The sequence below is a fragment of the Paracoccus sp. TRP genome, assembly GCF_000185925.1.
GTDB classification, from domain to species: domain Bacteria; phylum Pseudomonadota; class Alphaproteobacteria; order Rhodobacterales; family Rhodobacteraceae; genus Paracoccus; species Paracoccus kondratievae.
Map to the genome: position 1 here is coordinate 44,517 of NZ_AEPN01000007.1, position 25,375 is coordinate 69,891.

The following is a 25,375-nucleotide window of genomic DNA, read 5'->3' on the forward strand; positions in this document are numbered from 1 at the left end:
TGATGGGGCGGCCACGCAGGCGCGCATAGACCATATCGCCTGTCGTTTCTAACCAAATCTGGGCTCTTCATCTGACCAAAACATTAAGTTGACTGTTTCTGTAGGTTGGTTTACAGGCCATCTCCGAATTTAGTTGAGATATATGCAACTAAATACTGCGGGGACAATGACCATGAAGAATTCCAACATGATACCGGGCGAGACTGGCCGCGTTCGGACCGTCGCCCGCCGGCTGTGGGTGACGACGATGCTGGCCGGGCTTGCGTTTTCCACTGCTGCCGCTGCGCAAGAGGCGCCTAGCGGCGCGGCAGAGCCGGCAGAAGGTGCGGCGATCCGGCTGAACACCATTGTCCTGCGGGCCAAGGGTGGTACGGCCCCCGCCTATTCCGGCGGTCAGGTGGCTGCCGGCAGCGGCGTCGGTATCCTGGGCAACAAGGACTTTATGGAGACGCCCTACAGCACCATCGCCTATACCGATGAGCATCTGCGCAACCGCGAGGCGCAGGATATCGGTTCGGCTATCGGCGGCACGGATCCTGCGATCTATGTTCCGAACAAGCGCAATATCTATGAGACCTATACGATTCGCGGCTTTTCCAGCTCGGCCGATGACGTGACCTTTGCGGGGCTGGTCGGGATGGCGCCGAACATGCGCGGCACCACCGAATTCGCCGAGCGGGTCGAGGTGCTAAAGGGGCCTTCGACCTTCCTTTACGGGATGCCTCCGGGCGGCAGTGTGGGTGGCGCGGTGGCACTGGTTCCCAAACGCGCGGACGACGATCCCCTGACCCGGGTGACGACCTCTTACAGTTCGGACAGCCTGTGGGGCCTTCATGCGGATGTTGGTCGTCGGTTCGGCGCGAATAAGGAATGGGGTCTGCGCGTCAATGCGGTAACCCGCGACGGTGATACTGCGGTCGAAAACCAGAAGCATGGCGTCGATATGGGTTCGGTGGCGCTGGATTGGCGGGGCGAGCGGGCCCGCGCTTCGCTGGACTATTACAAGCTGCGCGAGGATATGAAGGGCGTGAACTATTTCGGCCTTTCGGCAGGCAGCGACGTGACCACCCTGCCCAAGGCGCGCAGCGGCGAGCATTCCTTGGCCGCGCCGTGGTCCTTTAACACCAATGAGACCGAGACCTTTGTTCTGCGCGGAGAGGTTGATCTTACCGACGATATCACCGCCTGGGCCGCATATGGCCGCCGCACCGGGGGATATGACGCGCTGATGACCAGCAGCACGCTGCTGAACAATGCCGGGGACATGACGGTCAGCGCCATCCGTTCGCGTCGCGACGGGACACAGGAATCAGCCGAGTTGGGCTTGCGCGGCAGTTTCATCACCGGTGCGGTCGGGCATGACTGGACCATTACCGCGACCCGTTTCGATTCCGGCAACACCTATAAGGATGCGCGGCTGGGAATTACCTCGACCACCAATATCGCCAATCCCGACTGGGGCCATGCCCCGGATCTAAGCGGCTATGATGCCAGCGGTCCGACCCAGATCATCAATCAGAAACTGACCAGCATCGGCGTTGCCGATACGATGAAGCTGTTTGACGACCGGTTGCAGCTGACCCTTGGCCTGCGTCATCAGACCGTCGAAAGCTCGAATGTGATGATCAGCCCCACGGGCGTTCGCACGACAAGCGCGAGCTATGATTCCAGCCGGACCTCTCCCGCACTGGCCTTTGTCTATAAGGCGACCGACCAGCTGTCTTTCTATGGCAACTATATCGAGGGGTTGAGCCCCGGGCAGGATGCCCCGGCAAACGCGGTGAACGCGGGTGAGACCCTGCCCCCCTATCGGACGCGGCAGGTCGAACTGGGCGGGAAATGGGATCAGGGCGCGTTTGCGACAACACTGGCACTGTTTCAGATCACCAAGCCAAGCGCCTATCTGGACCCCGTGACCATGGTCTATGGCGTTTACGGCGAACAGCGCAACCGCGGGATTGAACTGAACGTCTTTGGTGAGGTTGCACCCGGTCTGCGTCTGCTGGGCGGCGCGTCTTATACCGATGCCAAGATCACCAAGGCCAGCGTTTCAGAGAATGAAGGCAGGAAGGCGGCGGGAACTCCGGCCTTTATGGCGAAACTCGGAGTGGAATATGACGTTGCCCCGGTGCCCGGCCTGACGCTGACCGGTGCCCTGAACCATACGGGCAAGCGTTATGCCAGCAACGACAACACCTTGTCGCTGCCCGCCTATACGGTACTCGACATCGGTGCCCGGTATGAGGCCGAAATAGGCGGCAACCCTTTGACGGTCCGCGCGACGATCCAGAACGTCACTGACAAGGCCTATTGGGCCGGTGGCAATCTTGCCGGTGGCTATGGTGCGCCGCGGACCTTCCTTTTGTCAGCCAGTATGGATTTTTGATCCATGGACAGGCCTGTAGCCCCCGCAGCCGGGCCGGGGGCAGGTAACGATTGTCGCCCCTGGCGGCGGCGCGGTATGGGCCGGGCCCTGCCGGGGGCGTTGTTTGCCGCCCTTTGCCTTGCGTCGCTGATGGTCGGGGCAGGGCGGATGGAACTGGCGCAGCTGACCACGTTTTCGGGTGAGGCATGGCTGACTTTGACCGCCAGCCGTCTGCCAAGGCTGGCGGCAGTGGTGTTGACCGGCGCGGGGCTTGCTGTCTGTGGCGCGGTTCTGCAACAGATCCTGCGTAACCGGTTTGTCGAACCCGCGACCACCGGCGGGCTGGAGGCAGCCAAGCTGGGCATTCTGGTCGCCCTGACCCTGTTGCCCGGGGCGGGGCAGGGTGTCCGTATGGCGCTGGCCATGGCGTTCTGCCTTGCTGCCAGCCTGATCTTTGCCGTGATTACCGCAAGGCTGCGTGCGACGGTACTCGTGCCGGTGGCGGGGCTGATGTATGGCAGTGTGCTGGGCGCATTGGCCGAATTCTATGCCTATTCCCGCAACTTTCTGCAGGGGATGCAGGGCTGGATGCTGGGCGATTTCTCAAAGGTCGTGCAGGGCAGCTATGAGGTCGTCTGGCTGGTCCTGCCGGTGGTCGCCGCGACCTATGTCTTTGCCCGCCGCTTTACCCTGATCGGCATGGGGGCAGAGGTCGCGGCAAGCCTTGGCCTTGGCTATCGCGCGATGGTGGTCCTTGGGCTTGTCCTCGTCTCGGCCACGGTGGCGGCGACGGTGATCACGGTCGGGGCGATTCCATTTGTCGGGCTGGTGGTGCCCAATCTGGTCTCGCTCTGGCGTGGGGATGACCTGACCCGCACGCTGCCAATGATTGCGGCAGGTGGGGCGATGCTGCTTTTGATCTGTGATCTTCTCGGGCGGCTCATCATCTGGCCCTACGAGGTGCCGGTTGGTCTGACGGGCGGCGGTGTCGGCGGGCTGATGTTTCTGTTTCTGATCCTGTGGGGCAGGCGATGACGGCGCGCGCGACTTTTGCCCTGACTGCGTTTGGTCTTGCCCTGCTGGCGCTGGCCTTTGTCCTGCAAGGCGCTGCGGCTGACCCGGTCTGGCTGATCCCCCGGCGACTGATGAAGCTTGCTGCGATGATCGTCGGAGGCTGCGCCGTGGCGCTTTCCTCGATCAGTTTTCAGACTGTCGCAGGCAACCGGATCTTGACCCCGGCGGTCATGGGATATGAGGCAGTCTATCTGCTGCTGCAGTCGGTTCTGGTCGTGACGCTCGGGGCCTCAGGCCTGACCCTCTGGAGCGGCAGCGGGGGCTTCCTGCTCTCGATCCTGTTTATGCTGGGCTATTCGCTTACCCTTGACCGCTGGCTGTTTCGCGATGGGCGGGCGGACCTGTGGATGCTGATGCTGGTCGGTTTGGTCCTGACCATGGTGATCGGTACCGTCACGCAATTCCTCCAGTTGCGCATCAGCCCCGGAGAGTTCGCGATCTTTCAGTCCGCCGCGCAGATCTCGTTTGAGCGGGTTGAGCCCTGGCGTCTGCTTGTCTCGACCATCCTGTTCTGCGTGATCTGTCTGGCGGGCTGGCGCGGGCTGCCGGCCCTTGATGTGCTGGCGCTTGGCCGGGATCAGGCGATGTCGCTGGGCATTGATCATCGTCGTGCGGTGCGCAGGCTGCTTATGCTGATCGCGGTGCTGGTCGCGGTATCGACCAGTCTGATCGGCCCCACAGCCTTCATGGGGATTTTCGTCGCCAACCTTGCCTATGCACTGGCGCCGGGCGCAGGTCATCGCCTGACCCTGCCCATGGGCTGCGCTATCGCTGTCGGTATGTTCCTGCTGGCGCAACTGATGGTCGAACGCCTGTTCGATTATCGCACCACGGTCGGCATTCTGGTCAATCTTGCCTGTGGCGTCTGGTTTCTGGCGCTGATGCTGCGCCAAAGGAGCATGATATGATCCTTCTGACCGACATCGGCAAAAGCCACGGTACGCGCGCCGTCCTGTCGGGGATCACTGCGCGGTTTCCAAGGCAAAGCCTTACCTCGATTATCGGGCCGAACGGCGCGGGGAAATCGACGCTGCTGATGCTGATTGCGCGTCTGGCCGAACCGGGTTCAGGCCGGATCACGCTTGGCGGTGCGGATATTGCCCGCATTTCCCGGGCTGAATATGCCCGGCGCGTTGCCACGTTGCGCCAGTTCCCCGCCATCGAGTTACGCCTGACGGTCGAGGAACTGGTCGCCTTCGGCCGCTTTCCCCACAACCGTGGCCGTCCGACCGCCGAGGATCGCCGCGCCACGGATGAGGCCATTGCATTTCTGTCGCTCGATACAATCCGCAAGGCGCGGCTTGATGAGCTTAGTGGAGGTCAGCGGCAGATGGCTTTTCTGGCCATGACGATTGCCCAGCAGACCGATTGCCTGCTGCTTGATGAGCCGCTGAACAATCTCGACATGCGCCACGCGCTGCGGATCATGCAGGCGCTGCGCTCGCTTTGCGACGATCTGGGCCGGACGGTCGTTGCGGTGATCCATGACATCAACTTTGCTGCCAACCATTCTGACCAGATCATCGCGCTAAAGGACGGCAGGCTGCATTCCTCGGGCACGGTCGATCAGGTGGTGACCGAGGCCGGGCTGCGCGATCTCTATGGCCTTGATTTCCACATCCTGCCGCGCCCGCATGGCCGGCTTTGCGATTACTTCACCCCGAAAGGAGAAGCGGGATGAGCCGATCCCCCCGACTGCGCTGCGGCGCCCCCCTTTTGCTGGCGCTTGCGCTGGCGATCCTGCTGCCCGGTCCTGCCAGCGCCGAGGCTGTGCCCTTTGCCCCGATTCAGGTCGAACATGCATTGGGAACGACAAGCATCGAGCATCGGCCCGAAAAGGTCGCGGCACTTGACATGAATGAGCTTGATTTCCTGGACCAGCTTGGCGTGCCGGTTGCGGGCACGGCCAAGGATTATGTGCCGCATTTCCTTTCGAAGTACCGGGAAGATCCGGCGGTTGCGGATCTGGGCTTTATCGTCAAACCCAATGTTGAAAAGATCCATGCCCTGCGCCCGGACCTGATCCTTATCACCTCGCTACAGGCGGAACATTACCGCGAGATGAGCCGCATCGCCCCGGTCCTGCATTTCGATGTCGATTACCGCGATAGCGGGGCGGGCCATATCGAGGTCGTGCGGGATCACTTCCTGCTGCTCGCCCGGATTTTTGGCAAGGAGGGGCGGGCGCAGGAAAGGCTGGCTTCTCTTGACGCAAAGCTGATCGCCCTGCGCGACCTGACCCGCGACCGTCCTGAGCGTGCACTGATCGTCATGCACAACAACGGTGCTTTCAGCGCCTTTGGCCCGCATTCACGCTATGGTTTCGTATTCGAAACCTTCGGGGTCAGACCTGCCAATGACGCGGCAGAGACCGGGGTTCATGGTCAACCCGTGACCAGCGAATTCATTCAGGCCACCAACCCTGACATCATTTTCGTGATTGATCGAACCGCGGTGATGGAGCATCGGTCCGTTCTGGACCCCGAGACCATCGGCAATCCGCTGTTGCGTGAAACCAACGCCTGGAAAAAGGGCAGGGTGATCCTTGTCGATCCCGAGGCCTGGTATGTGACCGCAGCCAGCATCACGCCGCTGGAAATCATGATCGACGACGTAAGCCGCGCCTATGCGCATTAAATCCGCACCGGGCGAGGGTCCCGAAAACCGCAAAAGGCAGGACCGGATGTTGCAAAAAGCCGTTGCGCCGGGTCTTTACGAAATTGTCCACTCTCGGCGTCAGGGCGCGGTTTTTGTCGCCTCTGCAGGGGCCCCGGGGTCGTCACGCATCCTGCGCCTTGACCCCGACACGCTTGCGGTCGAGGCTGAGATTCCTTTGCCGGGCAAGGGCTTTGGCCTTGCGCTGGATGATGCGGCGGGTCGCCTTTATGCAAGCGGCGGCACCGAACCAGAGATCACGGTGATTGATATTGCCGCCGGTGCCGTCACTGCGATCATCCCTCTGACCGCGTTCGGGGACGGTTATCATTTCCGCGAACTTATCGCCGATCCACAGCAACGCCGGCTTTACGCGCCGGGTGTCTCATTCTCGGACAGCGCGCTGCATGTCATTGATACGCATTCCCTTGCGGTAGAGCGGGTGGTGCCGGGCCTTGGGTTCGTCGCGACGGGGATCGCGCTGGATCAAGGGCAGGGGCGGATATTCATCTCGAACATGCAGGGCCAGATCATCACGCTGGACCGCGCGACGCATAAAATCATCGGAAAGGCCGAGACGCCGGGGGACCAGCTGCTTAATCTGGCGCTTGATGCCGCGGGCGGGCGGATATTTGCGACCGATCAGGGCCATGCGTATTTCGATACGCTCTGGCAAGAGCACCTGCCGACCTATCGCCGCAAGGGGCGCGGCAATCGCCTGTTTGAGCTTGAGGCGGCGACCGGGCGCGAGATCCGGCACGCACCGGTTGGCGTCGGGCCGATTGCGGTCCTGCATGACCCGGCACGTCGCCGCATTTATGTCACCAATCGCGGCGACCGGACGTTGGCCATTCTGGACAGTGACACGTTTGAACTGGCGGGCCGTGTTCTGATGCATGGCGCGCCGAACAGCCTTGCGTTGGATGCGCGGAACGCCGTCCTTTACGTCACCGTCAAGACGCCTGAGGGCGAAGTCAAGGGCGGCGTGGAAAGTGTCGTGCGCCTTGCCTTGTAGGATGGATTCGCGGGTAAGAATACGCGGCCCTTCCAGGGCCGCGTATTGGCATCTTAAGCTTCGGTAAATATCTCTTCGCGCGATTTTCGCATCGAGGGCAGAACGGCGACCGCCAGCGCCCCCAGTGCGATCAGCAGCAGTGCCGCCGACAGGGGCGAGGTGACGAAAGTGCCCATGCCTCCGTCCGAGATGATCAGCGCCTGACGCAGCTTTTCCTCAAGCAACCGGCCCAGGACAAAGCCGAGGGCCAGCGGCGCAGGCTCGAACTGCAGCTTGTAAAGGGCAAAGCCGACCAGGCCCATGATCCCCGCCATGATCACCTGTGCCCCGTCGTTCGAGATCGAGAACAAACCGATGCAGCAAAAGGCGACAATGGCCGGGAAAAGCAGGCGATAAGGCACCTTCAGCAGCTTTACCCACAGCCCGATCAGAGGCAGGTTGATCACAACAAGCATCAGGTTGCCAATCCACATCGAGGCGACCAGTCCCCAGAACAGATCGGGGCTGTTCTGGATCACCTGCGGTCCCGGCACGATGCCCTGGATCATCATCGCCCCGACCATCAGCGCCATGACAGCATTCGGAGGAATGCCCAGCGTCAGCAGCGGAATGAACGAGGTCTGCGCCCCCGCGTTATTGGCCGATTCAGGACCCGAGACAGCCTGCGGCACGCCCGAGCCGAAATCCTGAGGCCGGTCGGACAGGCGTTTTTCCAAAGCATAGCTGGCGAATGGGGCAAGGATCGCACCATTGCCCGGCAGCACGCCCAGAACCGAGCCGAGACCGGTCCCGCGCAGGATCGCGCCAAAATTCTCACGCAGCTCTCTCAGCGTTGGCAACAGGCGGCCGATCCTGTTGCGCATCACGTCCCGCTTTTCGGGATCGGCAAGGTTCTTGAAGATCTCGCCAAAGCCGAAAATGCCCATGGCCAGCACGGTGAATTCGATCCCGTCGCTGAGCATGTAGATGTCAAAGGTCATGCGCTCGCGCCCGGTTTCCATATCCGCGCCGACGCAGGACAAAAGCACGCCCGCGACGATCATCGCCAGCGCCTTGACCAGCGAGCCATGCGCCAGCACGACCGCAAGCACCAGCCCCATGATCATGAGCGAGAAGTACTCGGCCGGCCCGAACAGCAGGCCCAGCCGCGTCATTGGCGTTGCAAGCGCAGCGATGACGACGGTGGCCACCGTGCCCGCGATGAACGAACCGATGGCGGCCAGTCCCAGCGCCAGCCCGGCCTGGCCGTTTTTCGCCATCTCATGCCCGTCGATGGCGGTCACGACCGCGGTGGCCTCTCCGGGGATGTTGACAAGGATTGCGGTGGTCGAGCCGCCGTATTGCGCGCCGTAATAGATACCGGCGAGCATGATCAGCGCCCCGGTCGGGTCAAGCGACAGCGTGACCGGCAGCAGGATCGAAATTGTCGCCACCGGTCCGACGCCCGGCAGCACGCCAACCAGCGTGCCGATAAGGCAGCCGATAAAGCAGAACAGGATGTTTTGCAGGGTGAACGCGACCGCAAGGCCCAGCCCCAGATGTTCAAGAACGGCCATCATGTCAGTATCCGATCAACCATGGGGCCACGGGCAGCGACAGCCCCAGCGCATAGCGAAACAGACCGATGCAAACGACGGTCAGGATCACGCTAAAGACGACAAGCTCGCCGATGCGCATATCCTTTGCGGCAAGACCGGACAGAAATGTCGCCAAGGGCGTTGCCACCGCCATACCTAGCGCAGGGATCTCGAAGGTGCCGAACTGGTAGCCGCGGATGGTGATTGCGAACAGAAACACCCCGATCAGCACCGGCAGCATGTCGCGGACCGGCCAGCGCCCGGTCGATTCAGGCTTGTCAGACCAGGTGACCGCAATCTGCACGAACCCCAGCGCGATCAGGATCAAGGCCAGCGCGCGCGGCAACAGTCCCGACCCCACGCCGCTTTCGCTTGCAAAGGGCAGATCGGCGCTGGCGTAAAGCGCAAAAAGGCCAAGACCGATCAGGCTAAGCCCGGCAAGCCGTTCACGACCGAGCCATGGGCTTGACAGAGGCGGCAGGGGCTGCGCTGGCTCATGCGCCGGCAGATCGACCTGGATTGTTTCTGGGCCTTGGGTCATCGCTTATTCCACCTTGATATCGGCGGCTTTGACGACCTCGCCCCAGCGGGCGCGCTCGGCGGCCATGAAACCGGCGAAATCCTGTCCGACCAGATCAGAGGGCACGCCGCCATCCTTGTTCAGGCTCTCGATAAAGGCGGGATCGGCAAGTGCCTCTTGCGTGGCCGCCGCAAGCTTGTCGCGTACCTCTTGCGGCAGGCCTTTGGGTCCCAGCAACCCGTACCAGGCCGTGGCGCTATAGGTGGGCAGCGCGGCCTCGGCCACGGTCGGTACATCGGGCAGGCCGGGGAAACGATCCTTGCCGGTGACGGCCAAAGCCTTCAGCGTGCCGTCCTGAATAAGCCCGATGACCGAGGGGACCGTAGTGACCATGAAATCGACATGCCCACCCAGAAGGTCGTTGATCGCAGGACCCGCGCCTTTATAGGGGACATGCTTCAGTTTGACCTCGGCGGTCTGGCCCAAAAGAAGGGTGGCAACATGGCTTGCCGAGGCATTGCCGGCCGAGCCATAGACGAGCTGACTTTCCCTTGCTTTGTCCAGCAGCGCCTGCATGCTGTCGACCTTAAGGCTGGGGCCGGCGACGACGACCAGCTGCGCATCGGCAATCATTGCGATCGGGTCCAGCGTCTCGGCTGGGTCGTTGCGCAGCCTGAAGATATGGGGGTTCACGACCATCGGCCCCTGATTGCCGATCAGCAGCGTATAGCCGTCGGGCTGGGCCTTGGCGACGACATCGGTGCCGATGTTTGCGGCGGCGCCGGGGCGGTTTTCGACAATCACCCGGCCCCCAAGCGCGGTTTCCAGCCGCGCGGCAAAGATCCGAGCGATGGCATCTGTACCCCCGCCTGCCGCGTAAGAGACGACCAGCGTCACGGGTTTTGACGGATAGTCCTGTGCCATCGCGGGCATCGAGGTCAGCGTCAGGGCCGCTGCGGCAACGCCCAGCATGAATCGGCGTGTGTAATTCATCATCCTGAATTCCTCCCTTGTGTTCAGAGTGGTGGCGAGCGCCTCCTCGACGCCGTCAAGCTTGTCAGTTCCTGCGGCGCACGAGCGCGGCACCCTCGAAAAGGCGGCGGCAGGTGCGGGTCACAAAGACGACTGGCCTGCCTCCTGCCGCCTCATCCAGTTCGACACGGACGTTCATGCGACCGGTCGGATGTTCAAATGTCAGATCAGCCGGATAGCGCAAATCGGACAGCGCTGCGCCAACAATGCTGTCGGGCAGGGTCGCCGCAATCGCAATCGAGACTGCCCCCGTGGTCGCAAGCGCGCTGTGGCAGCTATGCGGGGTGAAATAGCGCACCGCGAGGCTGCCCCCATTCCTTGGCGCGCCGATCAGCACTGGCTTTGGCAGGACCGAGTTGCGTACCCCTGCAAGCCCCATCCGGGAGCCGGCCTCGACCCGGATTTCTTCAAGACGCGCCATGAAATCGCGATTCCCGTCCAGTTCCGCCGCGCTTTCCGAACCGGTCAGGCCAAAAGCCTCGGCTCGCGCGATCACGACCGGGGTCGCGCCGTCGATCAGCGACACCGGGATGCCGTGGATGATCTCATGCGGGGTGCCCGAGGGCAGCATCTTGCCGGTCTTTGCGCCAATCGCCTCCAGAAATGCCAGATATACCGGTGCGGCTGTTCCGGGAACGCCGTCGATCCGGGTATCGCCCTGATAACGCAATTCGCCACCCGGTGTCTGGATGCGCGCCTCGATGATCTTGCCGGTGTTGACGTTGTGAACCTTGACCCGGGTTTCGCCGTTCTGGGCCGGAACAAGGCCCTGTTCGATGGCAAAGGCGCCGACGGCGGACAGCATGTTGCCGCAGTTCGGCCCGGTGTCCACCAGCCTCTCAAGCACGTTCACCTGTGCAAACAGGTAATCGACATCCGCCCCTTCGCGCGTGGCCGGGCCGATGATCGCGACTTTGGAGCTAAGGGTATTGCCGCCGCCGATCCCGTCGATCTGCAACGGATGGCCCGAGCCCATGATCTCGATCAGCAGCTGATCGCGCTGTTGCGGATCGCTGGGCAGGTCGCTGCGCAGAAAGAACGGCCCCTTAGACGTGCCGCCGCGCATCATGACGCAAGGAATGCGGATCTGATCGTCCACGCTGATTCTCCTCCGAGGTGCCACCGTCCACCTCACGAAGAAGCAATTGCTACAATCAGACTGTGTTGTGAATTGCAAAGAATTTCATTATTATTGCGTAATGCAAAACAATTTCGAGTTTCTGGATCTTCGCGCCTTTCTGGCCGTGCTGGAATTTTCCTCGTTCAGCGAGGCGGCGCGTTATCTGAACATGTCCACTCCCGCGCTGTCACGGCGGATCAAATCCTTTGAAGAGGCGGTTGGCGCTCAGTTGATCGAGCGTACGACCAGGCGCGTGGCTCCGACCCAGATAGGACGCGAGCTGATGCCTCTGGTTCGCCGGCTGGTCGATGAATTCGAGGAATCGATCCTGTCGATCAGCGATCTGCGTGGCCGCCACCGCGCACAGGTGACGCTGGCTTCGGTGCCGACCGCGGCCTTCTACTTTCTGCCGCGGGTGATCGAAGCGTTTAACCAGCGCTTTCCCGGTATCCGCTTTCGCATCATGGACCTGTCGGCGAACGAGGGGCTGGATGCCGTCGCGAATGGCGAGGTCGAGTTCGGCATCAACATTATCGGCGCTTCACGCGAAGAACTGATCTTTACCCCGCTGATGGAGGATCCCTTTGTTCTGGCTTGTCGCCGCGACCACCCCCTGGCCGCGACCTCGACCCTGCCATGGGAGGCGCTGCAGGGCCATCCGCTGATCGGCGTTTCCAAGAAATCGGGCAACCGTGCGGTGCTGGACCACGCTCTTGCCGCCGCAAATCAGCAGCTTGAGCTGAACTGGTTTTACGAGGTGAACCACCTTTCCACCTCTTTGGGGCTGGTCGAGGCGGGTCTGGGCATATCGGTCCTGCCAAAGCTCGCCACCCCGCAACGCGAGCATCCGCTGATCGCGACGATCAAGCTGGTCGATCCGATTGTCACCCGCTCGATCGGGCTGGTCGAGCGGCGCGGGGCGCGCCTGTCACCATCGGCCATGCGGTTCAGAGAGATGCTTGTGACCGAGTGGCGCGGCTAAGTCTGGCGCTTGGGTAGGGTGACGGTTTTTGGGGCCCGGATCGCCGCTGTTTTCGGCCAGCAAAATCAGTAGTTTTATTGACATGGTGGAAATGCAGGATAGTCAAAGGTTTGCAACAAGTCTGGTCCCACATACGCGGGGATGAACCGGCCACCCGCCTTGGGCGCTGGCAGAAATCGGACTTATCCCCGCGTATGCAGGGACGAATTGGGGGCGCGGTTGACAACCTGCCCCTGCCTTCCTAGATCTACACTCAACGTCAGGTTAATGTGGTGCGAAATTGTCGTCTCGTATGCAAATCGGAGAACTGTCCGAGCGGGCTGGGGTCAGCCATCGCACGATCCACTATTACGAACGTCTGGGCCTGCTGAAACCTGCCGAGCGTGAGGGTGCGGGTTATCGCTATTACGACCAGACCGCGCTCAAGCGGTTGGAAAAGATCGCCGCGCTCAAGCGTCTTGGGCTGAGTCTGGACGAAATTGCCGCTGTCATCGACCTGTATTTTGAAGATGCAAGCGGCATCAAGGGCAAGGAAAAGGTGCTGGAGATCCTGCAGACGCAGATCGCCAAGGCCGATACCCAGATCAGTGAATTGACCGCGTTCCGGCGCGATCTGGAAGCCAGCATTGCCCGTATGCACAAGCTGATCGCAGAGGCGCGGCAGCAATAGGACGGGCAGGGGACAGGATTACATGCATCTTAAATCTACACTTAACGTCGGGTCTCAGTTTAAGGCCGAGGCCCTGGCAGTGCGCCATATCTCGTTGCTCGCGCTGCTTATGGCCTGCGGGTTCATGGTGGTTGGCCAGCTTTATGTAACGATCCCGATGGTCGCCGAAATCTCGGCACGGTTTGGCATCGATCCGGCACAGGCAGCCTTGGCCGGCACCGCTTTCGGCGTGGCATATGCGGCAGGTTTTCTGCTGTTTGGGCCGATGTCGGACCGTCTGGGCCGCAAGCGGATGATCCTGATCGGCCTGATTGCGACGGCTATCGCGACTGGCCTTGTTGCCCTCGCCGACAGCTTTCAGGCACTTTTGGCAGCGCGGGCGGTACAAGGCCTTGCTGCCTCGATCTTTCCCCCTGTTGCCCTGTCGCTGGTGACTGAGGAACTGCCGCCAAAGCATCGCCCGCTAGGCGTATCGCTGATGAGTTTCGCATTTCTTGGTGCAGCCCCGCTGGCGCAACTTTTTGCTGCATGGGCGCCTGGAGGCATGACCCAGACGATGCTTCAGCTTGCCCCATTTTATCTGCTTGGTGCGGCGGGTCTGTTTTTTGCGGTGTCGGCAGGGCGCGCGACGCTTGCTTCTGCGCCTGTCTCGGGCGGGTCGCGTCTTGGTTCGCTTTTGCGCGATCCGGTCATCCTTGCGGCCTGGGCTGCTGCGGTTACCGTCCTGTTCGGGTTTGTCTCATTCTACGGTGGCGCGCAGGCTCTGGGTGCACAGCTTGGCATTGATCTGCAGACCCTGCGCCTGATCGGTTTGCCGCCGTTGCTGCTGGCATTCGCAGCGGCGCCCCTGACCCGTCGATACGGTGCCACGGTGACTGCGCGGGCGGGCCTGGTGCTTGCGGCGCTGGCGCTTGCCATCGCTACGGCTGGTTCGTCGCTTGCAATTGGCGCGGCCGCCGCCGCCCTTGCTGCGGGCGTTGCTCTTGCCGTTCCCGGCCTGATCGCAACCGTCGCGGGCCGGGCAAGCAATACCAACCGTGGCCTTGCCCTTGCCATCTACAGCTTTGCGCTGTTCCTTGGTGCCAGTTTCGCGCCCCCGGTCGCGCAAACGCTGGGCCGTATCGGCACTGTGCCGCTGTGGCTCTGCCCCGCTGCGCTGTTGTTGCTGGCGACTCTTGCGTTGTCTGTCGGCGTGCGCCGCGGCCAGTCCGCAGCCTGACCCTTCAAACAGTTCCGGGCATGAGGTCGCCCCCAACTTTCTGTCCCCCGTATGCTGCATAGGCGCGCGCTGCGTAGAATGGACAGAGCTTCCCGGCTGAGGATCAACCAGGAACTGGCCGCATAATCACTGGACGGGCGAAAAGAGGCGTGTCCTTTTCACGCTCCATCCTGCCTGCCAGCTCACAAGACATGCCTTCTGCGGGCTGGCTTTCCCCTTGTCGCGCTGACTTTTGACCGGCGCCTTTCCCAGCGGTCCGACGGACCGCACTGATATCGGAGTTTCAAAAACATGACCCTCAAGGCACAAATGCAGGCGGTGAATCCCGCTGATATCAACATCCCGAATATTTCGCAGGCCATATTGGTCGAAAGTGGCAAGCTGCTGTTTTTGTCGGGCCATGTGCCGCTGCGCCAGGATGGAACCCTGGCGGGACCAGAGCTGGAAGATCAGCTGGAGCAGGTGTTCCAGAACCTCAAAGACACGTTGCAGGCGGCGAATGCGGATTTCTCGAATGTCGCCAGAATGACGATCTATATCCGCGACCTGTCCTCTGCTGACCTTGGCACAATCCGTTCTGTAAGAGATCGCCACATCGACCAGAGCCGCCCTCCGGCAAGTGCGCTGATCGGTGTCGCCGCGCTTTATGATCCGGCTGTCAGGGTCGAGATTGATGCAGTCGCTGCTATCCCCTGATCATATCGCGCGACAGATAAGGCGGCCGCTTGCCCAGGCGGCTGCCCGTCTGGCATCCGATGATGCCGACGACGTGCTATCGGCTCCGTCAACAATGTCTGCGCTGGTTTGTGGGTTATGAGTATGTTGATCGGAGTGCCTGGCCCGTCATCCTATTGTTTGCCTGATGCCAAACAGGGCCGCGGGGCTGAGTGTTTCATCGTTCTGTTCGGCTTTCTTGCAAGCTGCGCGATGGGGCGCATCACATGACCCCAGCAAAGCTGGGACAGTTTCCTGTGCGGCCTGCGTGAAGGCAGGTGCGGAAACACTGGGAACTAACCTGAGCTCTGCTGCACGGATGTGATGAGGGTGCTTTCACTGTCCTCGCCTCACCAAAGAGGCGGTGATCTGCACAGTCCGGTGCTGTCGCCAGAGGCCATATCGGTCGCCTGCGATAGGGGGGCGGCAACGCGGATGATGGTTGTGATGCAGGCGAGATCAGGCGGTGGGGTAAAGAGTCCGGTCTGAGCAACCTTTCAGGCGGCTATTTTGACCTTGATGCGTGGATTTTCCTGTCCAAGGATTGCGGCGACCCGCTGAAGCAACAGGGACAAAAGCGCCCTGAGATGGGTAAGGGTTTTGCGGGTGTTGTGGCCGCAGGCGCAGAGGACAGCAAAGATCGGCGTCGCCGATAGGCCCTTCCCGCCCTTCAGCGTCATGCCGTGATCCGCTTTCCTGACCTTGCCAGTGCGTATGCCTGTTATCATGCGCCGGAGTATCAGCAAGCCCGCGCCCGCCGTCTTGGTGCCTGTGATGGGCATGTCGTCATTGTTGAGGGCGTCGTCCAGACAGGCTGCCGTCACCCTGCCGTCGGTTTATGGGCTGACAGCACCCGATCAACACCCCCCGTGCAAAAGTCGATCAGATGAAGGGTCAGGCTTTCGGTATCGGGGGAGGGTTGCTTGCTGCTGTCATGTGCGCCCAGACGCGCAAAGCGGCTGCCCGAAGCCAGCGTCATGACCAGTGCGCCGACCATGAACAGATAGGCGTCGGCGATGCTTTGACGCGGTGCGCCGGGATAGAGCTGCGACAGCGCCGCGATAAAGCGCTGCGCGGTGGGGTCATAATGCTCGGCCAGGATGCCGCGCCTGGCCTCGCGCGGGTCGATCGCCTCAAAGGCTGTCAGCAATGCGAAAGCTGCCCCCTGCTGATTGCCGGAATAGCGCATCGCGACCGAGGGGCGCACAAAGGCTTCGGCCAAATCCCGGATGCCGAATTCGGGGCGCCTGATCGCCTGAGCCAGCGCATCGCTGCGCGCCTCGGCCAGCTGGTTGGCCCGGCGAGCAAAGACTGCGCGATAAAGGCCGGCCTTGCCGCCAAAGTGATAGCTCAGCAGTGACAGCTTCACATCGGCCGCCGCCGCAAGTTCGCGCATCGAAACACCATCCTCGCCACCATGTTCGGCAAAGAGGCGCTCGGCGGCGTCAAGGATGCGGTCAGAGGTTGGTTTCTCGGTCATGGCGGCGGATCTCAAATTTGAACGGACGACCAATCAAATTCTTTACGGGTCATTGATTCTTTGCTATCAGCAGTGGACCCGGTCCAAAAGCTGCGAATTGCGCGGCAGGTCAGGTCGAGGGAGAATTGGGCCCCCGGGCTCATGTTTGTGGGCATATCTGTCTGCCGTCCTGACGGCACCACCTTGCGTATCCATTCGCGGGGGTTGGTCGGTCATGCCCTGCGTTTGAGGGAGGAGGTGCGCATGTCAAGCCGCCGCATCGTTGATCTGTCGGTCCCGATCGAGAATACGGACTATGCCGACCCGCCGGGCATGGGGCCCAGCATCGAATATTTTGCCCATGATGCCACCGGACCGGACATCATTGCCTTCTTTCCTGGCATGACGGTAGAGCAACTGCCGGGGTCCGAGGGCTGGGCGCTCGAGAAAGTTCGGCTTTCCACCCATAACGGCACCCATGTCGATGCGCCTTATCACTATCATTCCACCATGGATGGCGGTGTTCCGGCGGCAAGGATTGATGAATTGCCGCTGGACTGGTTCTATGGTCGCGGCGTCAAACTGGATTTTCGCCATCTGCCGGACGGGCATCTGGTCTCGGCTACCGAAATCGAGGCCGAGTTGGCCCGTATCGGCCACGAACTGATGCCGGGCGATATCGTGCTGGTCAATACCTCGGCCGGGCTTGCCTATGGTCAGCCGGATTACGTGTCCCGTGGCTGCGGTATGGGGCGCGAGGCGACGCTGTGGCTGACGCAGCGCGGTATCCGTGTCGTCGGGACCGACGGCTGGTCCTGGGATGCGCCTTTCGTCCATACCCGCAAGCGGTGGGAAGAAACTCGCGACCCCGCCATCATCTGGGAAGGGCATCGCGCCGGGATGGTGCGCGGCTATTGCCAGATTGAAAAGCTGCACAATCTGGAAGGCCTGCCGTCCTTTGGTTTCATGGTGTCGTGCTTTCCGGTCAAGATCCGCGCGGCCTCTGCCGGCTGGACCCGCGCCGTCGCCATCTTTGACGAATGAACTGCGCCGCCGCGCTTGCGGCGGGCATGTCCTCACGTCTTTTCAGGGATAAACCGATGATCCAGAATCAAGAAAGCTCTGGCGAGTTTCGTCGGAACGGCGTTCTGCTGCTGGCAGCAACGCTTGGCAGTGCGGCGGGGCTTAGCTCTCTGCCCTTCTACAGCCTTGGCAGTTTTGTCGCTCCGCTGGAGGCTGAATTCGGCTGGAGCAGGGGGCAAGTAACCTCGTCATTCCTTTATACGACGTTGGTTCTTGCGGTGATCGCGCCGTTTCTGGGCAATCTGATCGACCGTGTCGGGACTCGGCTGGTAGCGCTGGTTTCGATCCCGCTTTTGTCCGGGGTACTTTACGCAATGAGCCGCTTTGAGGGCTCGATCGGTCAATTCCATATGCTTTACGCACTGGCCGCTTTGGCCGGGGCAGGGACGACCCCGATCAATTACACCCGCGCGGTGAATGGAGCCTTTGACAAGGTGCGTGGGTTGGCGCTTGGCATCTCGCAAGCAGGGATTGCCGTTGCCGCCATCACCCTTCCCTTGCTGCTTGCCAGCCTGAACCAAAGTTATAGCTGGCGGACGGGTTACCTTGTCCTGGCCCTGCTGGCGCTGGTTCCCTGGCCTTTTGTCCTTTTGGGGTTTCGCAGCGCCCCCATGCCGCGCGTCGCAAAAGCCAGCCTTGCCGAGGGTCGCGGCGAACTGTTCCGCAGCCGGCTGTTCTGGAGTGTGGGCATCTCATTTGCAGCTGTCGCCGTGGCGGTGTCTGCGCTGGTCGTCCACATGGTGCCGCTGCTGCGGGATGCGGGCATGACGCCGATTGCCGCGGCCAGTACCGCCTCGGTCATTGGCTTTGGCGTGCTGGGTGGGCGGCTGCTCACCGGCTGGCTGATCGACCGCTTTTTCGCTCCTTATGTGGCTGCGACCCTGTTTCTCGCGACCGCCGGGGGCTGTCTCTTGCTGCTTTACGGAGGTCCGGGCATGGTGCCGCTTGCTGCGGCCCTGATCGGCCTGTCGCTTGGGGCCGAGGCTGATCTGATCGCCTATCTGACCGCGCGATATTTTGGCATGGCCCGCTATGCCTTCGTCTATGGCTTTATCTACTCGATGTTCCTGATCGGTACGGCCACGGGGCCGGCGCTGGCGGGCAGGCTTTATGACGCCTCGGGCAATTACAATTCGACCATCTGGACGGTGATCTGCCTGCTGGTCGCGGGATCGGTGGTGATCCTGTGCCTGCCGCGATTTGAGAAATCCGCATCCGTCGTTCCGGCGCAGTGACGCGCCCCCGTCAAGGAGAACCTCATGTCCCGCAAGAAACAGCCGGTTGTGATCACCTGCGCCATTACTGGTGCGATCCATACGCCGACAATGTCTGACGCGCTGCCTTATACGCCCGAAGATATCGCCACGCAGGCCATCGCGGCGTCCGAGGCGGGGGCGGCGATCCTGCATTTGCATGCGCGCCGTCCCCATGACGGCGGCGTCACCATCGACCCCGATGCCTTTGCCGCCTTCCTGCCGCGCATCAAGCAATCTACCGATGCCGTCATCAACATCTCGACCGGCGGCAGCCTGACCAACACCGTAGACGAGCGGATCCGGCCCGCGCTGCGCTTCTCGCCCGAGATGTGTTCGCTGAACATGGGCAGCATGAACTTTAGCTTCCACCCGCTGGCCAAGCGCTATGACAGCTGGAAATTCGACTGGGAGCGCGACTACGTCGCCAAGTCCGACGGTAATATCTTCCGCAACACCTTCGCTGATATCGAGAACGCTGCGAACCAGCTTGCCCCCCACGATATCAAGTTCGAGCATGAATGCTACGATGTCGGCCATCTTTATAACCTGCGCTTCTGCATGGATATCGGGCTGTTCAAGGCGCCGGTCTTCATCCAGTTCATCTTCGGCATCCTGGGCGGCATCGGCCCCGATATCGACAACCTGATCTTCATGAAGCGCACCGCCGACCGGCTGTTCGGCGATGATTACCGCTGGTCGGTTCTTGGCGCGGGCGGCGCGCAGATGCCCTTTGCCACCACGGCCAGCCAGATGGGCGGCAATGTCCGTGTCGGGCTTGAGGATTCGCTGCTGATCTCGCGCGGGAAACTGGCGGAATCCAATGCCCAGCAGGTCGCCAAGATCCGCCGCATCATCGAGGATCTGGGCAGCGAGGTCGCCACCCCCGAGGAGGCGCGCGAAATCCTGGGCCTGAAAGGCGGCGATAGGGTGAATTTCTGAACTGATCGCGAACAACAGATGTTGTGCAGGCAGCTGCGCGCGCTTGTGTATCCCTTTTGCCGGTATTGGGCGGGCAGGGCGGAGCTGTCAATTCGCAACTTGCGCGGCCGCGTGGATTGCGGTCTGGTGAAGGTGACGGGTCAGGCGATAGGCAGCGCGTTTGCTTTGGTGGCAAGCTTCGGTATCGTGAACTGACCCAGCCCGAGCCAGGATACCGTTCATATCACCACCGGAATGGGCATAATACCGTTCACAGAAAAAAGGACAGAGATCGCATATGTCGAAACGAATGATCTCGATGGCGTTGGTGCTTGCAGCCTGGCCAGCTCTGGCAGATGATATCTCTAATCTTAATCCCGGCGTCACGACTTCCGAGCTGCTGGCGACCGCACCGGTGCGCTGGGTTTCAGTCCCGCAAATTGCGGCCAGTCTGGAAGGGCAACCACCCATGGCCGTTGGCTTTGATGTGGATGATACGGTGCTGTTTTCCAGCCCCTGCTTTTATTATGGTCAGAACAAATATTCGCCCGGCTCTGACGATTACCTTAAGATGGATGAGTTCTGGACCGATATCCACACCAACAATTGCGACCGGTATTCGATGCCGAAAGAAGTTGCGCGAGAGCTGTTGGATATGCATGTAGCGCGCGGTGACGAGATTTACTTTATCACCGGACGCACGAAAGGTAGCGGTGGGGAAACCTTGACTGCCACTTTGAAAAGCGCCTTTGGCCTTGGAAAAATGAATGACGTCGTTTTCACCGCTTCGTCCGAAAACAAGGTCCAGTTTCTAAAGGATCATGAGCTGAAAATATACTATGGCGATGCTGACAGCGACATGCGCGCTGCGCTTGAGGCAGGGATCCGGCCAGTTCGTGTGATGCGGGCCCAGAATTCCAGCTATAAGCCCGAGCCTCGCAACGGAAACTTCGGCGAAGAAGTGATCATAAACTCGACCCAGTAGCACGTGGCTTTGGTCGCGCACGCGCCGACGGGCTAACTGTAAGTTGGTCAAGGCAAAGCCGGTCGGTGCGGATCCGGGCCGCGATATCCCCAGCAATGTCTAAGAAAGCTGCAAAACAGATCAACGATCTTGCTGATAAGGGGGCAGGAACCCGCGCATAGGCTGTTTTGTGGCAGCAGGGTGCATTTGCCCCGGGGTCGGTTGCTTTGCCGCGGCTGGTAATGCAACAATCCGTCGGCAGAGGGGGAAATGTACGCGCCAGATCATCGCAAAAGCGCAAAATTCAGGCTGGCCGCCATGTTATGGGCGGTTATCTTGCTTACGGTTCCTGCTTTTGCGGATGAACTGCGGATCATCACCTCATATCAGGCGGATGTGGTTGACCCGTTGGTCGAGGCGTTTGGTCGCGAACATCCCGATATCCGCATCCGGGTGCTGAATAAGAATACACATGCCGCGGTCGATGAGGTTCTGGCCGGGAATGATCGGGGATTTGATCTGTTCTGGGCTTCGGCCCCCGAAGCTTTTGTCGTGCTGGACAAGGCCGGGCGTCTGGCTGATCTGGGCGACGGTTCATATGCGGATTTTGCGTGGTCCGCTGTCGGATGGACCTGGCGCAATGCGGATGACAGACCTGTGCCGCAGGATTGGAATGACCTTCTTGAACCTGGGTTCAACCAGGATATCGCCATGTCGCACCCTATGCGATCAGGCACGATGCATTCTCTTTTAGAGACGATTTTGCAAGATCGCGGATGGCAGGCGGGCTGGGCCTGGATCCTGGAGCTGGCAGGGCAGCTGAACACCATTTCGGCGCGCAGTTTCGGTGTACTTGAGGGGGTTGAGGATGGCGATTACTCGATCGGACTGACCATCGACTTTCTGGCTTTGACGCGTGAGGGGCTGAACTTTCGCTATGGCCGCCCGGTTATCCTTATCCCGGCGCGGATTGCCGCATTACAAGGGGGCGTCCAGCCCGAGGCAGCCAGGGCGTTCGTGAATTTTATCCTGTCACCCGAGGGCCAGCGCATCCTGTTGCGCCCCGATATCCGGCGTATCCCGGTCGATCCCCGGATCCGCGCCGAGCAACCCGATGTGCTTGACCCTGAGGTTCTGGCGGCCCTGAATTTCAGCTGGTCCCGCTATGACCCGGAGCTGGCCGCAGGGCGCTACTGGCAAGTCAAGCAGCTGTTTGAGGCCTTTGTTGCCCGGGACCTGTTGCTGCGCCGGGATCTGTGGCGGCGCTTGCGTGCGCTCGACCATGCGCCAGCGGCCGAAAAGGCACGCATCCGCCGGCTGCTGACATGGATGCCGCTGACCGAACATCAGGCGCGTTCGGCCCCGACTGATCGCGAAACGCTGCTGGAGTGGTCCGAACGCTCATACACGATCCTGCGCGACGCCGAGGCACTGATCCGCGCGTTGGAGCGGTCATGATCCGCCGGGGCTCGATCCGGGGGCGGTTGATGGCGGCCCTGGTGCTGGTCGTGCTGATCGCGGCTGGGGTATTGGCGGTCGGCATGGTGGTGATGCTGCGCGCCGAACGGGATTTTCGTGCGTTGGCGCAGGATCGCATCCCCGCTGTTGCGCTTGCGGGTGAACTGGCTGAGGCGACGGGCGAGCTTGCGGCGCTGGCGATGCAACTGGTGGCGGACCCGGCAATGCCTGCCGAACGGATGAAGCGCGCTATCGACGGCGCCTCGCAGGGGGTCGAGGGCGTTCTTTCCTCGCCGCTGTGGCAGGCCGCGCCTGAACGTGCGGGGACCCGTGCAGAGATCGAAAGAGCCGAGCGTACCTTGCGTCATTCCCTGATCAGTTTTGGCAGGATCAGCACAGATCTGACCCGGCGGGCCCAGCTTGACGCGCGGGTCGGGGCCGACCTGCGTTGGATCCATGCCGATGTGCAGGATCAGGTGCAGGGGATACTTAGCGATCTGTCCTTTAATATGGACACGCAGCTCGCGGCCTTGACGACGGACACTGACCTTGCCGCGCGTGCGGGGGCCGAGCAGGCGCTGTCCCGGGACTGGCTTTTGCGTGATCGGGTGCAGCAGATCGGCTCTGAGGCTGCGACGCTGACGGCGCTGCTGTTACAGGCGCGCTCTGCTGATAGCCTGGATGCGCTGGAACAGGTCGGCATCCTTGGCCGCGATACGCTGGACCGGTTGGCGCTTGCCCAGCTGAACTTGCCTGAACGCGTCGATGTGAGGCTGCTGCTTGAGGCGCTGGAGCGGTTGAAAGCGTCCGCCTTGGGGGCTGAAAGCATCTTTATGCAGCAGCGGCAGAGGTTGGAACTGCACCACGCCGCAGTCTCTGAGTTGCAAACTGCGCAGGCGGCCCTGGCCCGGATGCAAGCCTCGTTAACCGATCTGGGCCGGACCGAGCGGATTGGGGCACAGCGCCGTGCTGATGCTGCTGCGACTGCCATCTTGCGCGGTTCGGTCGGACTGGGGCTTGTCACATTGCTGGGCGCGGTCGCGACGGCGGTCATTCTGGCGATCTTTGTGCACAAGCGCATTCTTTTGCGGATCGAGGCGCTTTCTGCCGATCTGACCCGGATCGCGCGGGGCGAGGATGGTCACCCTTTGCGCCCTGCCGTCTCTCAAGAGGATGAGATTGCCGAGATGGCCCGCGCCGTTGAGGTCTTTCGCGCCTCGGTCCACGCTCGCCAGCGGGCGTTGGAACGGCTTGAGATGACGCAGCGCGAACTGGTGCAGGCGGGTAAGATGGCCGCCCTTGGCCAAATGTCTGCAGCGATCAGTCATGAGATCAACCAGCCGCTGGCGGCTGTCGGACATCGTCTGCACAACCTGCGCGCCGCTTACCCCGAGGCGTATGCCGCGATTGCCCGGATCGAGGCGCTGCTGGAGCGGATCACCCGAACCATCGGCCACCTGCGTCGCATCGCCCGCCGCTCGGCCCATCGCAATATGCGGGTGATGCTGGCCGAGCCGGTGCGGGCCGCGCTTGAGCTGCTGGATCATCGCCTTCGGGCCGAGGGGGTTCGTGTTGATTGCGTGGATCTGGAGGGGGTTGCGGTTGCTGGGGATGAAATCCTGTTGGAGCAGGTTTTGCTGAACATCCTTGGCAATGCGCTGGACGCGATTGATACGCGCGAAGACGCTGCACAACCGGGCCTGATCCGCATCGAATTGCACGGCGACGATCCAGTCTGGCTGATTGTGCGCGACAACGGCATCGGGCTTGGGGGTCAGAGTGGTCAGTCCCTGACAGATCCCTTTGTGACCACCAAAGAGCCGGGCAAGGGGCTGGGCCTTGGCCTTTCGATAGCGTTCAACGTCATGCAGGACATGGGTGGGCATCTGGAAATCGAACAGCATACCGAAGGCGGAGCCGAGGTCCGGTTGCGCCTGAACCGCTGGAGTGAGGGGGGGATGGCGTGCCCGAGGTGATGCTGGTCGAGGATGATGCCGACCTGAGGCTGGCTGCTGCCGAAACGCTGGAGCTGGCCGGTTTCCGTGTGCATGCCTTTGATGCGGCAGCGCCAGCACTGGATGTGCTGGTGGCAGATTTCCCCGGTGTGATCCTTTCTGATCTGCGGATGCCGGGACTCTCGGGGCTGGATTTTCTGGACCGTGCGCGGGAAATCGCGCCTGACGTGCCTTTCATCCTGATCACCGCCCATGGCGATGTGCCGGCCGCCATCCGCGCCATGCGTGGCGGCGCTCATGACTTTCTGGAAAAACCCTGCCCGCCCGAGTTGATGCTGGATGTGTTAAAGCGGGCGCAGGCAATGCGCGACCTGCATCTGGAAAATACCCGCCTGCGCCAGATACGTATCGAGGACCGGCTGATTGGACGATCTGCCGCTATGCGCGATTTGCGTGACAAACTGCGGGCGCTGGCGAGGCTACAGCTTGATTTGCTGATCTCGGGCGAGACCGGGACCGGCAAAGAGCTTGTCGCGCGTATCCTGCACGATCTTTCCCCGCGCTGCGACGGACCTTTTGTCGCCGTTAATTGCGGCGCGCTGGCTGAGACCGACGTGGACCGAGAGCTTTTTGGCACCAGTGACTCGCCCGGTCTGATCGCACGGGCTGCGGGTGGGACGCTGTATCTGGATGAGCTTGAATCCATGCCCGACGGGCTGCAGGTGCGACTGTTGCGGGTCGTTGAGGCACGCGAGATCACCCCCTTGGGCGCCGGACCTCGTCCGGTTGACATACGCATCCTTGGCAGCGTCAAGCGCCCGCCCGAGAGCCTGACAGCTGAATCCCGGTTGCGGGCGGACCTGTTTCACCGTTTCCACGCAACATTGCCTTTGCCTCCCTTGCGCGAACGCGAAGAGGATGCGGCCATGCTGGTTACCCATTTTGCAGCCGAGGCGGCCGCCCGGCACAATCTGCCTAAACCTCATATCGACAGCAGTTTGCGCCGCCGCATCGCTTATCACGATTGGCCCGGTAACGTTCGGGAGGCCCGCAACCTGGCCGAACGTCTGGTGATCGGGCTGGACACCAGCTTTCCTCAGCCCGGATCGGCACCCGGCGCCACGGATCAGCTGGCAGGAATGAGCTATGACGCAGCCATGGAGGGGTTCGAGGCCCGCTTGTTGCGATTCGCCCTGATCCAGACCGGTGGGCGCAAGACCGAGGCAGCGGCCCTGCTTGGTATTCCGCGCAAAAGACTTTATCTGCGGCTGCGTCACCATGACATGCTGTAAGTCCTGTGGAATGGGTCAGAATTGACCCATGGGGCGTGTCAAAACTG

24 protein-coding genes are annotated in these 25,375 nt (G+C 61.5%); 18 read left to right on the forward strand and 6 right to left on the reverse strand.

Annotation, left to right across the window (positions count from 1 at the left end):
- Nucleotides 1-172: 172 nt before the first annotated feature.
- From PARACOCCUSGL_RS0106210 to PARACOCCUSGL_RS20315, 6 genes are read left to right on the forward strand one after another with little or no spacing between them, the layout of a single operon-like run.
- Complete coding sequence (locus PARACOCCUSGL_RS0106210) at nt 173-2,386, forward strand: TonB-dependent siderophore receptor (RefSeq protein WP_010394317.1); 2,214 nt, start codon at nt 173-175, stop codon at nt 2,384-2,386.
- 3 nt (nt 2,387-2,389) lie between these two features.
- Nucleotides 2,390-3,400, forward strand: coding sequence for an ABC transporter permease (locus tag PARACOCCUSGL_RS0106215; RefSeq protein WP_304412097.1), 1,011 nt, complete (start codon nt 2,390-2,392; stop codon nt 3,398-3,400).
- On the forward strand, nt 3,397-4,347 hold the full coding sequence (locus PARACOCCUSGL_RS0106220; protein ID WP_050804170.1) for an iron chelate uptake ABC transporter family permease subunit: 951 nt from the start codon (nt 3,397-3,399) through the stop codon (nt 4,345-4,347). The genes PARACOCCUSGL_RS0106215 and PARACOCCUSGL_RS0106220 overlap by 4 nt, the downstream gene beginning before the upstream one ends.
- The gene (locus tag PARACOCCUSGL_RS0106225) at nt 4,344-5,120 is read left to right on the forward strand and encodes an ABC transporter ATP-binding protein (RefSeq protein WP_010394326.1); all 777 of its coding nucleotides are present in this window, start codon (nt 4,344-4,346) and stop codon (nt 5,118-5,120) included. Before PARACOCCUSGL_RS0106220 ends, PARACOCCUSGL_RS0106225 begins: the two co-directional genes overlap by 4 nt.
- Nucleotides 5,117-6,076 carry a siderophore ABC transporter substrate-binding protein gene (locus tag PARACOCCUSGL_RS0106230; protein ID WP_010394328.1) on the forward strand — a complete coding sequence of 320 codons (960 nt, stop codon included), beginning with the start codon at nt 5,117-5,119 and terminating at the stop codon, nt 6,074-6,076. Before PARACOCCUSGL_RS0106225 ends, PARACOCCUSGL_RS0106230 begins: the two co-directional genes overlap by 4 nt.
- Before the next feature lie 46 nt (nt 6,077-6,122).
- Entirely contained in the window at nt 6,123-7,109 is a 987-nt protein-coding gene (locus tag PARACOCCUSGL_RS20315) for a YncE family protein (RefSeq protein WP_138918294.1), read from the forward strand.
- A 53-nt stretch (nt 7,110-7,162) separates the two neighbouring features.
- On the opposite strand, the gene PARACOCCUSGL_RS0106240 is transcribed toward PARACOCCUSGL_RS20315, so the two are convergent.
- From PARACOCCUSGL_RS0106240 to PARACOCCUSGL_RS0106255, 4 genes are all read right to left on the reverse strand, one after another.
- Complete coding sequence (locus PARACOCCUSGL_RS0106240; RefSeq protein WP_010394332.1) at nt 7,163-8,668, reverse strand: tripartite tricarboxylate transporter permease; 1,506 nt, start codon at nt 8,666-8,668, stop codon at nt 7,163-7,165.
- A gap of 1 nt (nt 8,669) precedes the next feature.
- Nucleotides 8,670-9,227, reverse strand: a complete 558-nt coding sequence (locus PARACOCCUSGL_RS0106245) for a tripartite tricarboxylate transporter TctB family protein (protein ID WP_010394335.1) — start codon at nt 9,225-9,227, stop codon at nt 8,670-8,672.
- Nucleotides 9,228-9,230: 3 nt separating this feature from the next.
- Nucleotides 9,231-10,202 carry a tripartite tricarboxylate transporter substrate binding protein gene (locus tag PARACOCCUSGL_RS0106250; RefSeq protein ID WP_050804171.1) on the reverse strand — a complete coding sequence of 324 codons (972 nt, stop codon included), beginning with the start codon at nt 10,200-10,202 and terminating at the stop codon, nt 9,231-9,233.
- Between the two features lie 61 nt (nt 10,203-10,263).
- Nucleotides 10,264-11,337, reverse strand: coding sequence for a 4-oxalomesaconate tautomerase (locus PARACOCCUSGL_RS0106255; protein ID WP_010394339.1), 1,074 nt, complete (start codon nt 11,335-11,337; stop codon nt 10,264-10,266).
- Nucleotides 11,338-11,437: 100 nt separating this feature from the next.
- Here PARACOCCUSGL_RS0106255 and PARACOCCUSGL_RS0106260 point away from each other — a divergent pair, with 100 nt between their 5' ends.
- The 4 genes from PARACOCCUSGL_RS0106260 (at nt 11,438) to PARACOCCUSGL_RS0106275 (ending at nt 14,925) form a co-directional block, all read left to right on the forward strand.
- A complete protein-coding gene (locus tag PARACOCCUSGL_RS0106260; protein ID WP_010394341.1) occupies nt 11,438-12,340 on the forward strand; it encodes a LysR family transcriptional regulator in 903 nt (300 codons plus the stop codon).
- Between the two features lie 292 nt (nt 12,341-12,632).
- Nucleotides 12,633-13,010: a MerR family transcriptional regulator gene (locus tag PARACOCCUSGL_RS0106265; protein ID WP_010394344.1), complete on the forward strand. Its 378-nt coding sequence runs from the start codon at nt 12,633-12,635 to the stop codon at nt 13,008-13,010.
- Nucleotides 13,011-13,032: 22 nt separating this feature from the next.
- On the forward strand, nt 13,033-14,229 hold the full coding sequence (locus PARACOCCUSGL_RS20320; RefSeq protein ID WP_010394347.1) for an MFS transporter: 1,197 nt from the start codon (nt 13,033-13,035) through the stop codon (nt 14,227-14,229).
- A gap of 291 nt (nt 14,230-14,520) precedes the next feature.
- Nucleotides 14,521-14,925, forward strand: a complete 405-nt coding sequence (locus tag PARACOCCUSGL_RS0106275; protein WP_010394350.1) for a RidA family protein — start codon at nt 14,521-14,523, stop codon at nt 14,923-14,925.
- Nucleotides 14,926-15,440: 515 nt separating this feature from the next.
- Here the strand turns inward: PARACOCCUSGL_RS0106275 and PARACOCCUSGL_RS21385 are convergent.
- Nucleotides 15,441-15,623 carry a hypothetical protein gene (locus tag PARACOCCUSGL_RS21385; RefSeq protein WP_083825819.1) on the reverse strand — a complete coding sequence of 61 codons (183 nt, stop codon included), beginning with the start codon at nt 15,621-15,623 and terminating at the stop codon, nt 15,441-15,443.
- Between the two features lie 3 nt (nt 15,624-15,626).
- Here PARACOCCUSGL_RS21385 and PARACOCCUSGL_RS21390 point away from each other — a divergent pair, with 3 nt between their 5' ends.
- The gene (locus tag PARACOCCUSGL_RS21390) at nt 15,627-15,833 is read left to right on the forward strand and encodes a DUF1330 domain-containing protein (RefSeq protein WP_083825820.1); all 207 of its coding nucleotides are present in this window, start codon (nt 15,627-15,629) and stop codon (nt 15,831-15,833) included.
- Here PARACOCCUSGL_RS21390 and PARACOCCUSGL_RS0106285 read toward each other — a convergent pair.
- Nucleotides 15,764-16,423: a TetR/AcrR family transcriptional regulator gene (locus PARACOCCUSGL_RS0106285; protein WP_010394354.1), complete on the reverse strand. Its 660-nt coding sequence runs from the start codon at nt 16,421-16,423 to the stop codon at nt 15,764-15,766. The genes PARACOCCUSGL_RS21390 and PARACOCCUSGL_RS0106285 overlap by 70 nt on opposite strands.
- A 243-nt stretch (nt 16,424-16,666) precedes the next feature.
- Here PARACOCCUSGL_RS0106285 and PARACOCCUSGL_RS0106290 point away from each other — a divergent pair, with 243 nt between their 5' ends.
- From PARACOCCUSGL_RS0106290 to PARACOCCUSGL_RS0106325, 7 genes are all read left to right on the forward strand, one after another.
- A complete protein-coding gene (locus tag PARACOCCUSGL_RS0106290; RefSeq protein ID WP_040601774.1) occupies nt 16,667-17,446 on the forward strand; it encodes a cyclase family protein in 780 nt (259 codons plus the stop codon).
- A gap of 56 nt (nt 17,447-17,502) precedes the next feature.
- Nucleotides 17,503-18,720, forward strand: a complete 1,218-nt coding sequence (locus PARACOCCUSGL_RS0106295) for an MFS transporter (protein WP_010394357.1) — start codon at nt 17,503-17,505, stop codon at nt 18,718-18,720.
- 24 nt (nt 18,721-18,744) lie between these two features.
- Nucleotides 18,745-19,680, forward strand: a complete 936-nt coding sequence (locus PARACOCCUSGL_RS0106300) for a 3-keto-5-aminohexanoate cleavage protein (protein WP_010394359.1) — start codon at nt 18,745-18,747, stop codon at nt 19,678-19,680.
- Between the two features lie 277 nt (nt 19,681-19,957).
- The gene (gene aphA / locus PARACOCCUSGL_RS0106310) at nt 19,958-20,644 is read left to right on the forward strand and encodes an acid phosphatase AphA (RefSeq protein ID WP_010394362.1); all 687 of its coding nucleotides are present in this window, start codon (nt 19,958-19,960) and stop codon (nt 20,642-20,644) included.
- A 315-nt stretch (nt 20,645-20,959) separates the two neighbouring features.
- On the forward strand, nt 20,960-22,081 hold the full coding sequence (locus PARACOCCUSGL_RS0106315; RefSeq protein ID WP_237701487.1) for an ABC transporter substrate-binding protein: 1,122 nt from the start codon (nt 20,960-20,962) through the stop codon (nt 22,079-22,081).
- Nucleotides 22,078-24,057 carry an ATP-binding protein gene (locus PARACOCCUSGL_RS0106320; RefSeq protein ID WP_010394367.1) on the forward strand — a complete coding sequence of 660 codons (1,980 nt, stop codon included), beginning with the start codon at nt 22,078-22,080 and terminating at the stop codon, nt 24,055-24,057. Before PARACOCCUSGL_RS0106315 ends, PARACOCCUSGL_RS0106320 begins: the two co-directional genes overlap by 4 nt.
- Entirely contained in the window at nt 24,045-25,328 is a 1,284-nt protein-coding gene (locus PARACOCCUSGL_RS0106325) for a sigma-54 dependent transcriptional regulator (protein WP_010394369.1), read from the forward strand. The genes PARACOCCUSGL_RS0106320 and PARACOCCUSGL_RS0106325 overlap by 13 nt, the downstream gene beginning before the upstream one ends.
- Nucleotides 25,329-25,375 lie beyond the last annotated feature (47 nt).

Excerpts from the sequence above, each read along its gene's own strand:
- PARACOCCUSGL_RS0106265 (WP_010394344.1), top strand. The coding sequence starts at position 12,633 with ATGCAAATCGGAGAACTGTCCGAGCGGGCTGGGGTCAGCCATCGCACG.
- PARACOCCUSGL_RS0106215 (WP_304412097.1), top strand. The coding sequence starts at position 2,390 with ATGGACAGGCCTGTAGCCCCCGCAGCCGGGCCGGGGGCAGGTAACGAT.
- PARACOCCUSGL_RS0106320 (WP_010394367.1), top strand. The coding sequence starts at position 22,078 with ATGATCCGCCGGGGCTCGATCCGGGGGCGGTTGATGGCGGCCCTGGTG.
- aphA (WP_010394362.1), top strand. The coding sequence starts at position 19,958 with ATGTCGAAACGAATGATCTCGATGGCGTTGGTGCTTGCAGCCTGGCCA.
- PARACOCCUSGL_RS0106240 (WP_010394332.1), bottom strand. The coding sequence starts at position 8,668 with ATGATGGCCGTTCTTGAACATCTGGGGCTGGGCCTTGCGGTCGCGTTC.
- PARACOCCUSGL_RS0106220 (WP_050804170.1), top strand. The coding sequence starts at position 3,397 with ATGACGGCGCGCGCGACTTTTGCCCTGACTGCGTTTGGTCTTGCCCTG.
- PARACOCCUSGL_RS20320 (WP_010394347.1), top strand. The coding sequence starts at position 13,033 with ATGCATCTTAAATCTACACTTAACGTCGGGTCTCAGTTTAAGGCCGAG.
- PARACOCCUSGL_RS0106250 (WP_050804171.1), bottom strand. The coding sequence starts at position 10,202 with ATGATGAATTACACACGCCGATTCATGCTGGGCGTTGCCGCAGCGGCC.
- PARACOCCUSGL_RS21385 (WP_083825819.1), bottom strand. The coding sequence starts at position 15,623 with ATGACGCTGAAGGGCGGGAAGGGCCTATCGGCGACGCCGATCTTTGCT.
- PARACOCCUSGL_RS0106300 (WP_010394359.1), top strand. The coding sequence starts at position 18,745 with ATGTCCCGCAAGAAACAGCCGGTTGTGATCACCTGCGCCATTACTGGT.
- PARACOCCUSGL_RS20315 (WP_138918294.1), top strand. The coding sequence starts at position 6,123 with ATGTTGCAAAAAGCCGTTGCGCCGGGTCTTTACGAAATTGTCCACTCT.
- PARACOCCUSGL_RS0106275 (WP_010394350.1), top strand. The coding sequence starts at position 14,521 with ATGACCCTCAAGGCACAAATGCAGGCGGTGAATCCCGCTGATATCAAC.
- PARACOCCUSGL_RS0106295 (WP_010394357.1), top strand. The coding sequence starts at position 17,503 with ATGATCCAGAATCAAGAAAGCTCTGGCGAGTTTCGTCGGAACGGCGTT.
- PARACOCCUSGL_RS0106260 (WP_010394341.1), top strand. The coding sequence starts at position 11,438 with ATGCAAAACAATTTCGAGTTTCTGGATCTTCGCGCCTTTCTGGCCGTG.
- PARACOCCUSGL_RS0106290 (WP_040601774.1), top strand. The coding sequence starts at position 16,667 with ATGTCAAGCCGCCGCATCGTTGATCTGTCGGTCCCGATCGAGAATACG.
- PARACOCCUSGL_RS0106225 (WP_010394326.1), top strand. The coding sequence starts at position 4,344 with ATGATCCTTCTGACCGACATCGGCAAAAGCCACGGTACGCGCGCCGTC.
- PARACOCCUSGL_RS0106230 (WP_010394328.1), top strand. The coding sequence starts at position 5,117 with ATGAGCCGATCCCCCCGACTGCGCTGCGGCGCCCCCCTTTTGCTGGCG.
- PARACOCCUSGL_RS0106285 (WP_010394354.1), bottom strand. The coding sequence starts at position 16,423 with ATGACCGAGAAACCAACCTCTGACCGCATCCTTGACGCCGCCGAGCGC.
- PARACOCCUSGL_RS0106245 (WP_010394335.1), bottom strand. The coding sequence starts at position 9,227 with ATGACCCAAGGCCCAGAAACAATCCAGGTCGATCTGCCGGCGCATGAG.
- PARACOCCUSGL_RS0106210 (WP_010394317.1), top strand. The coding sequence starts at position 173 with ATGAAGAATTCCAACATGATACCGGGCGAGACTGGCCGCGTTCGGACC.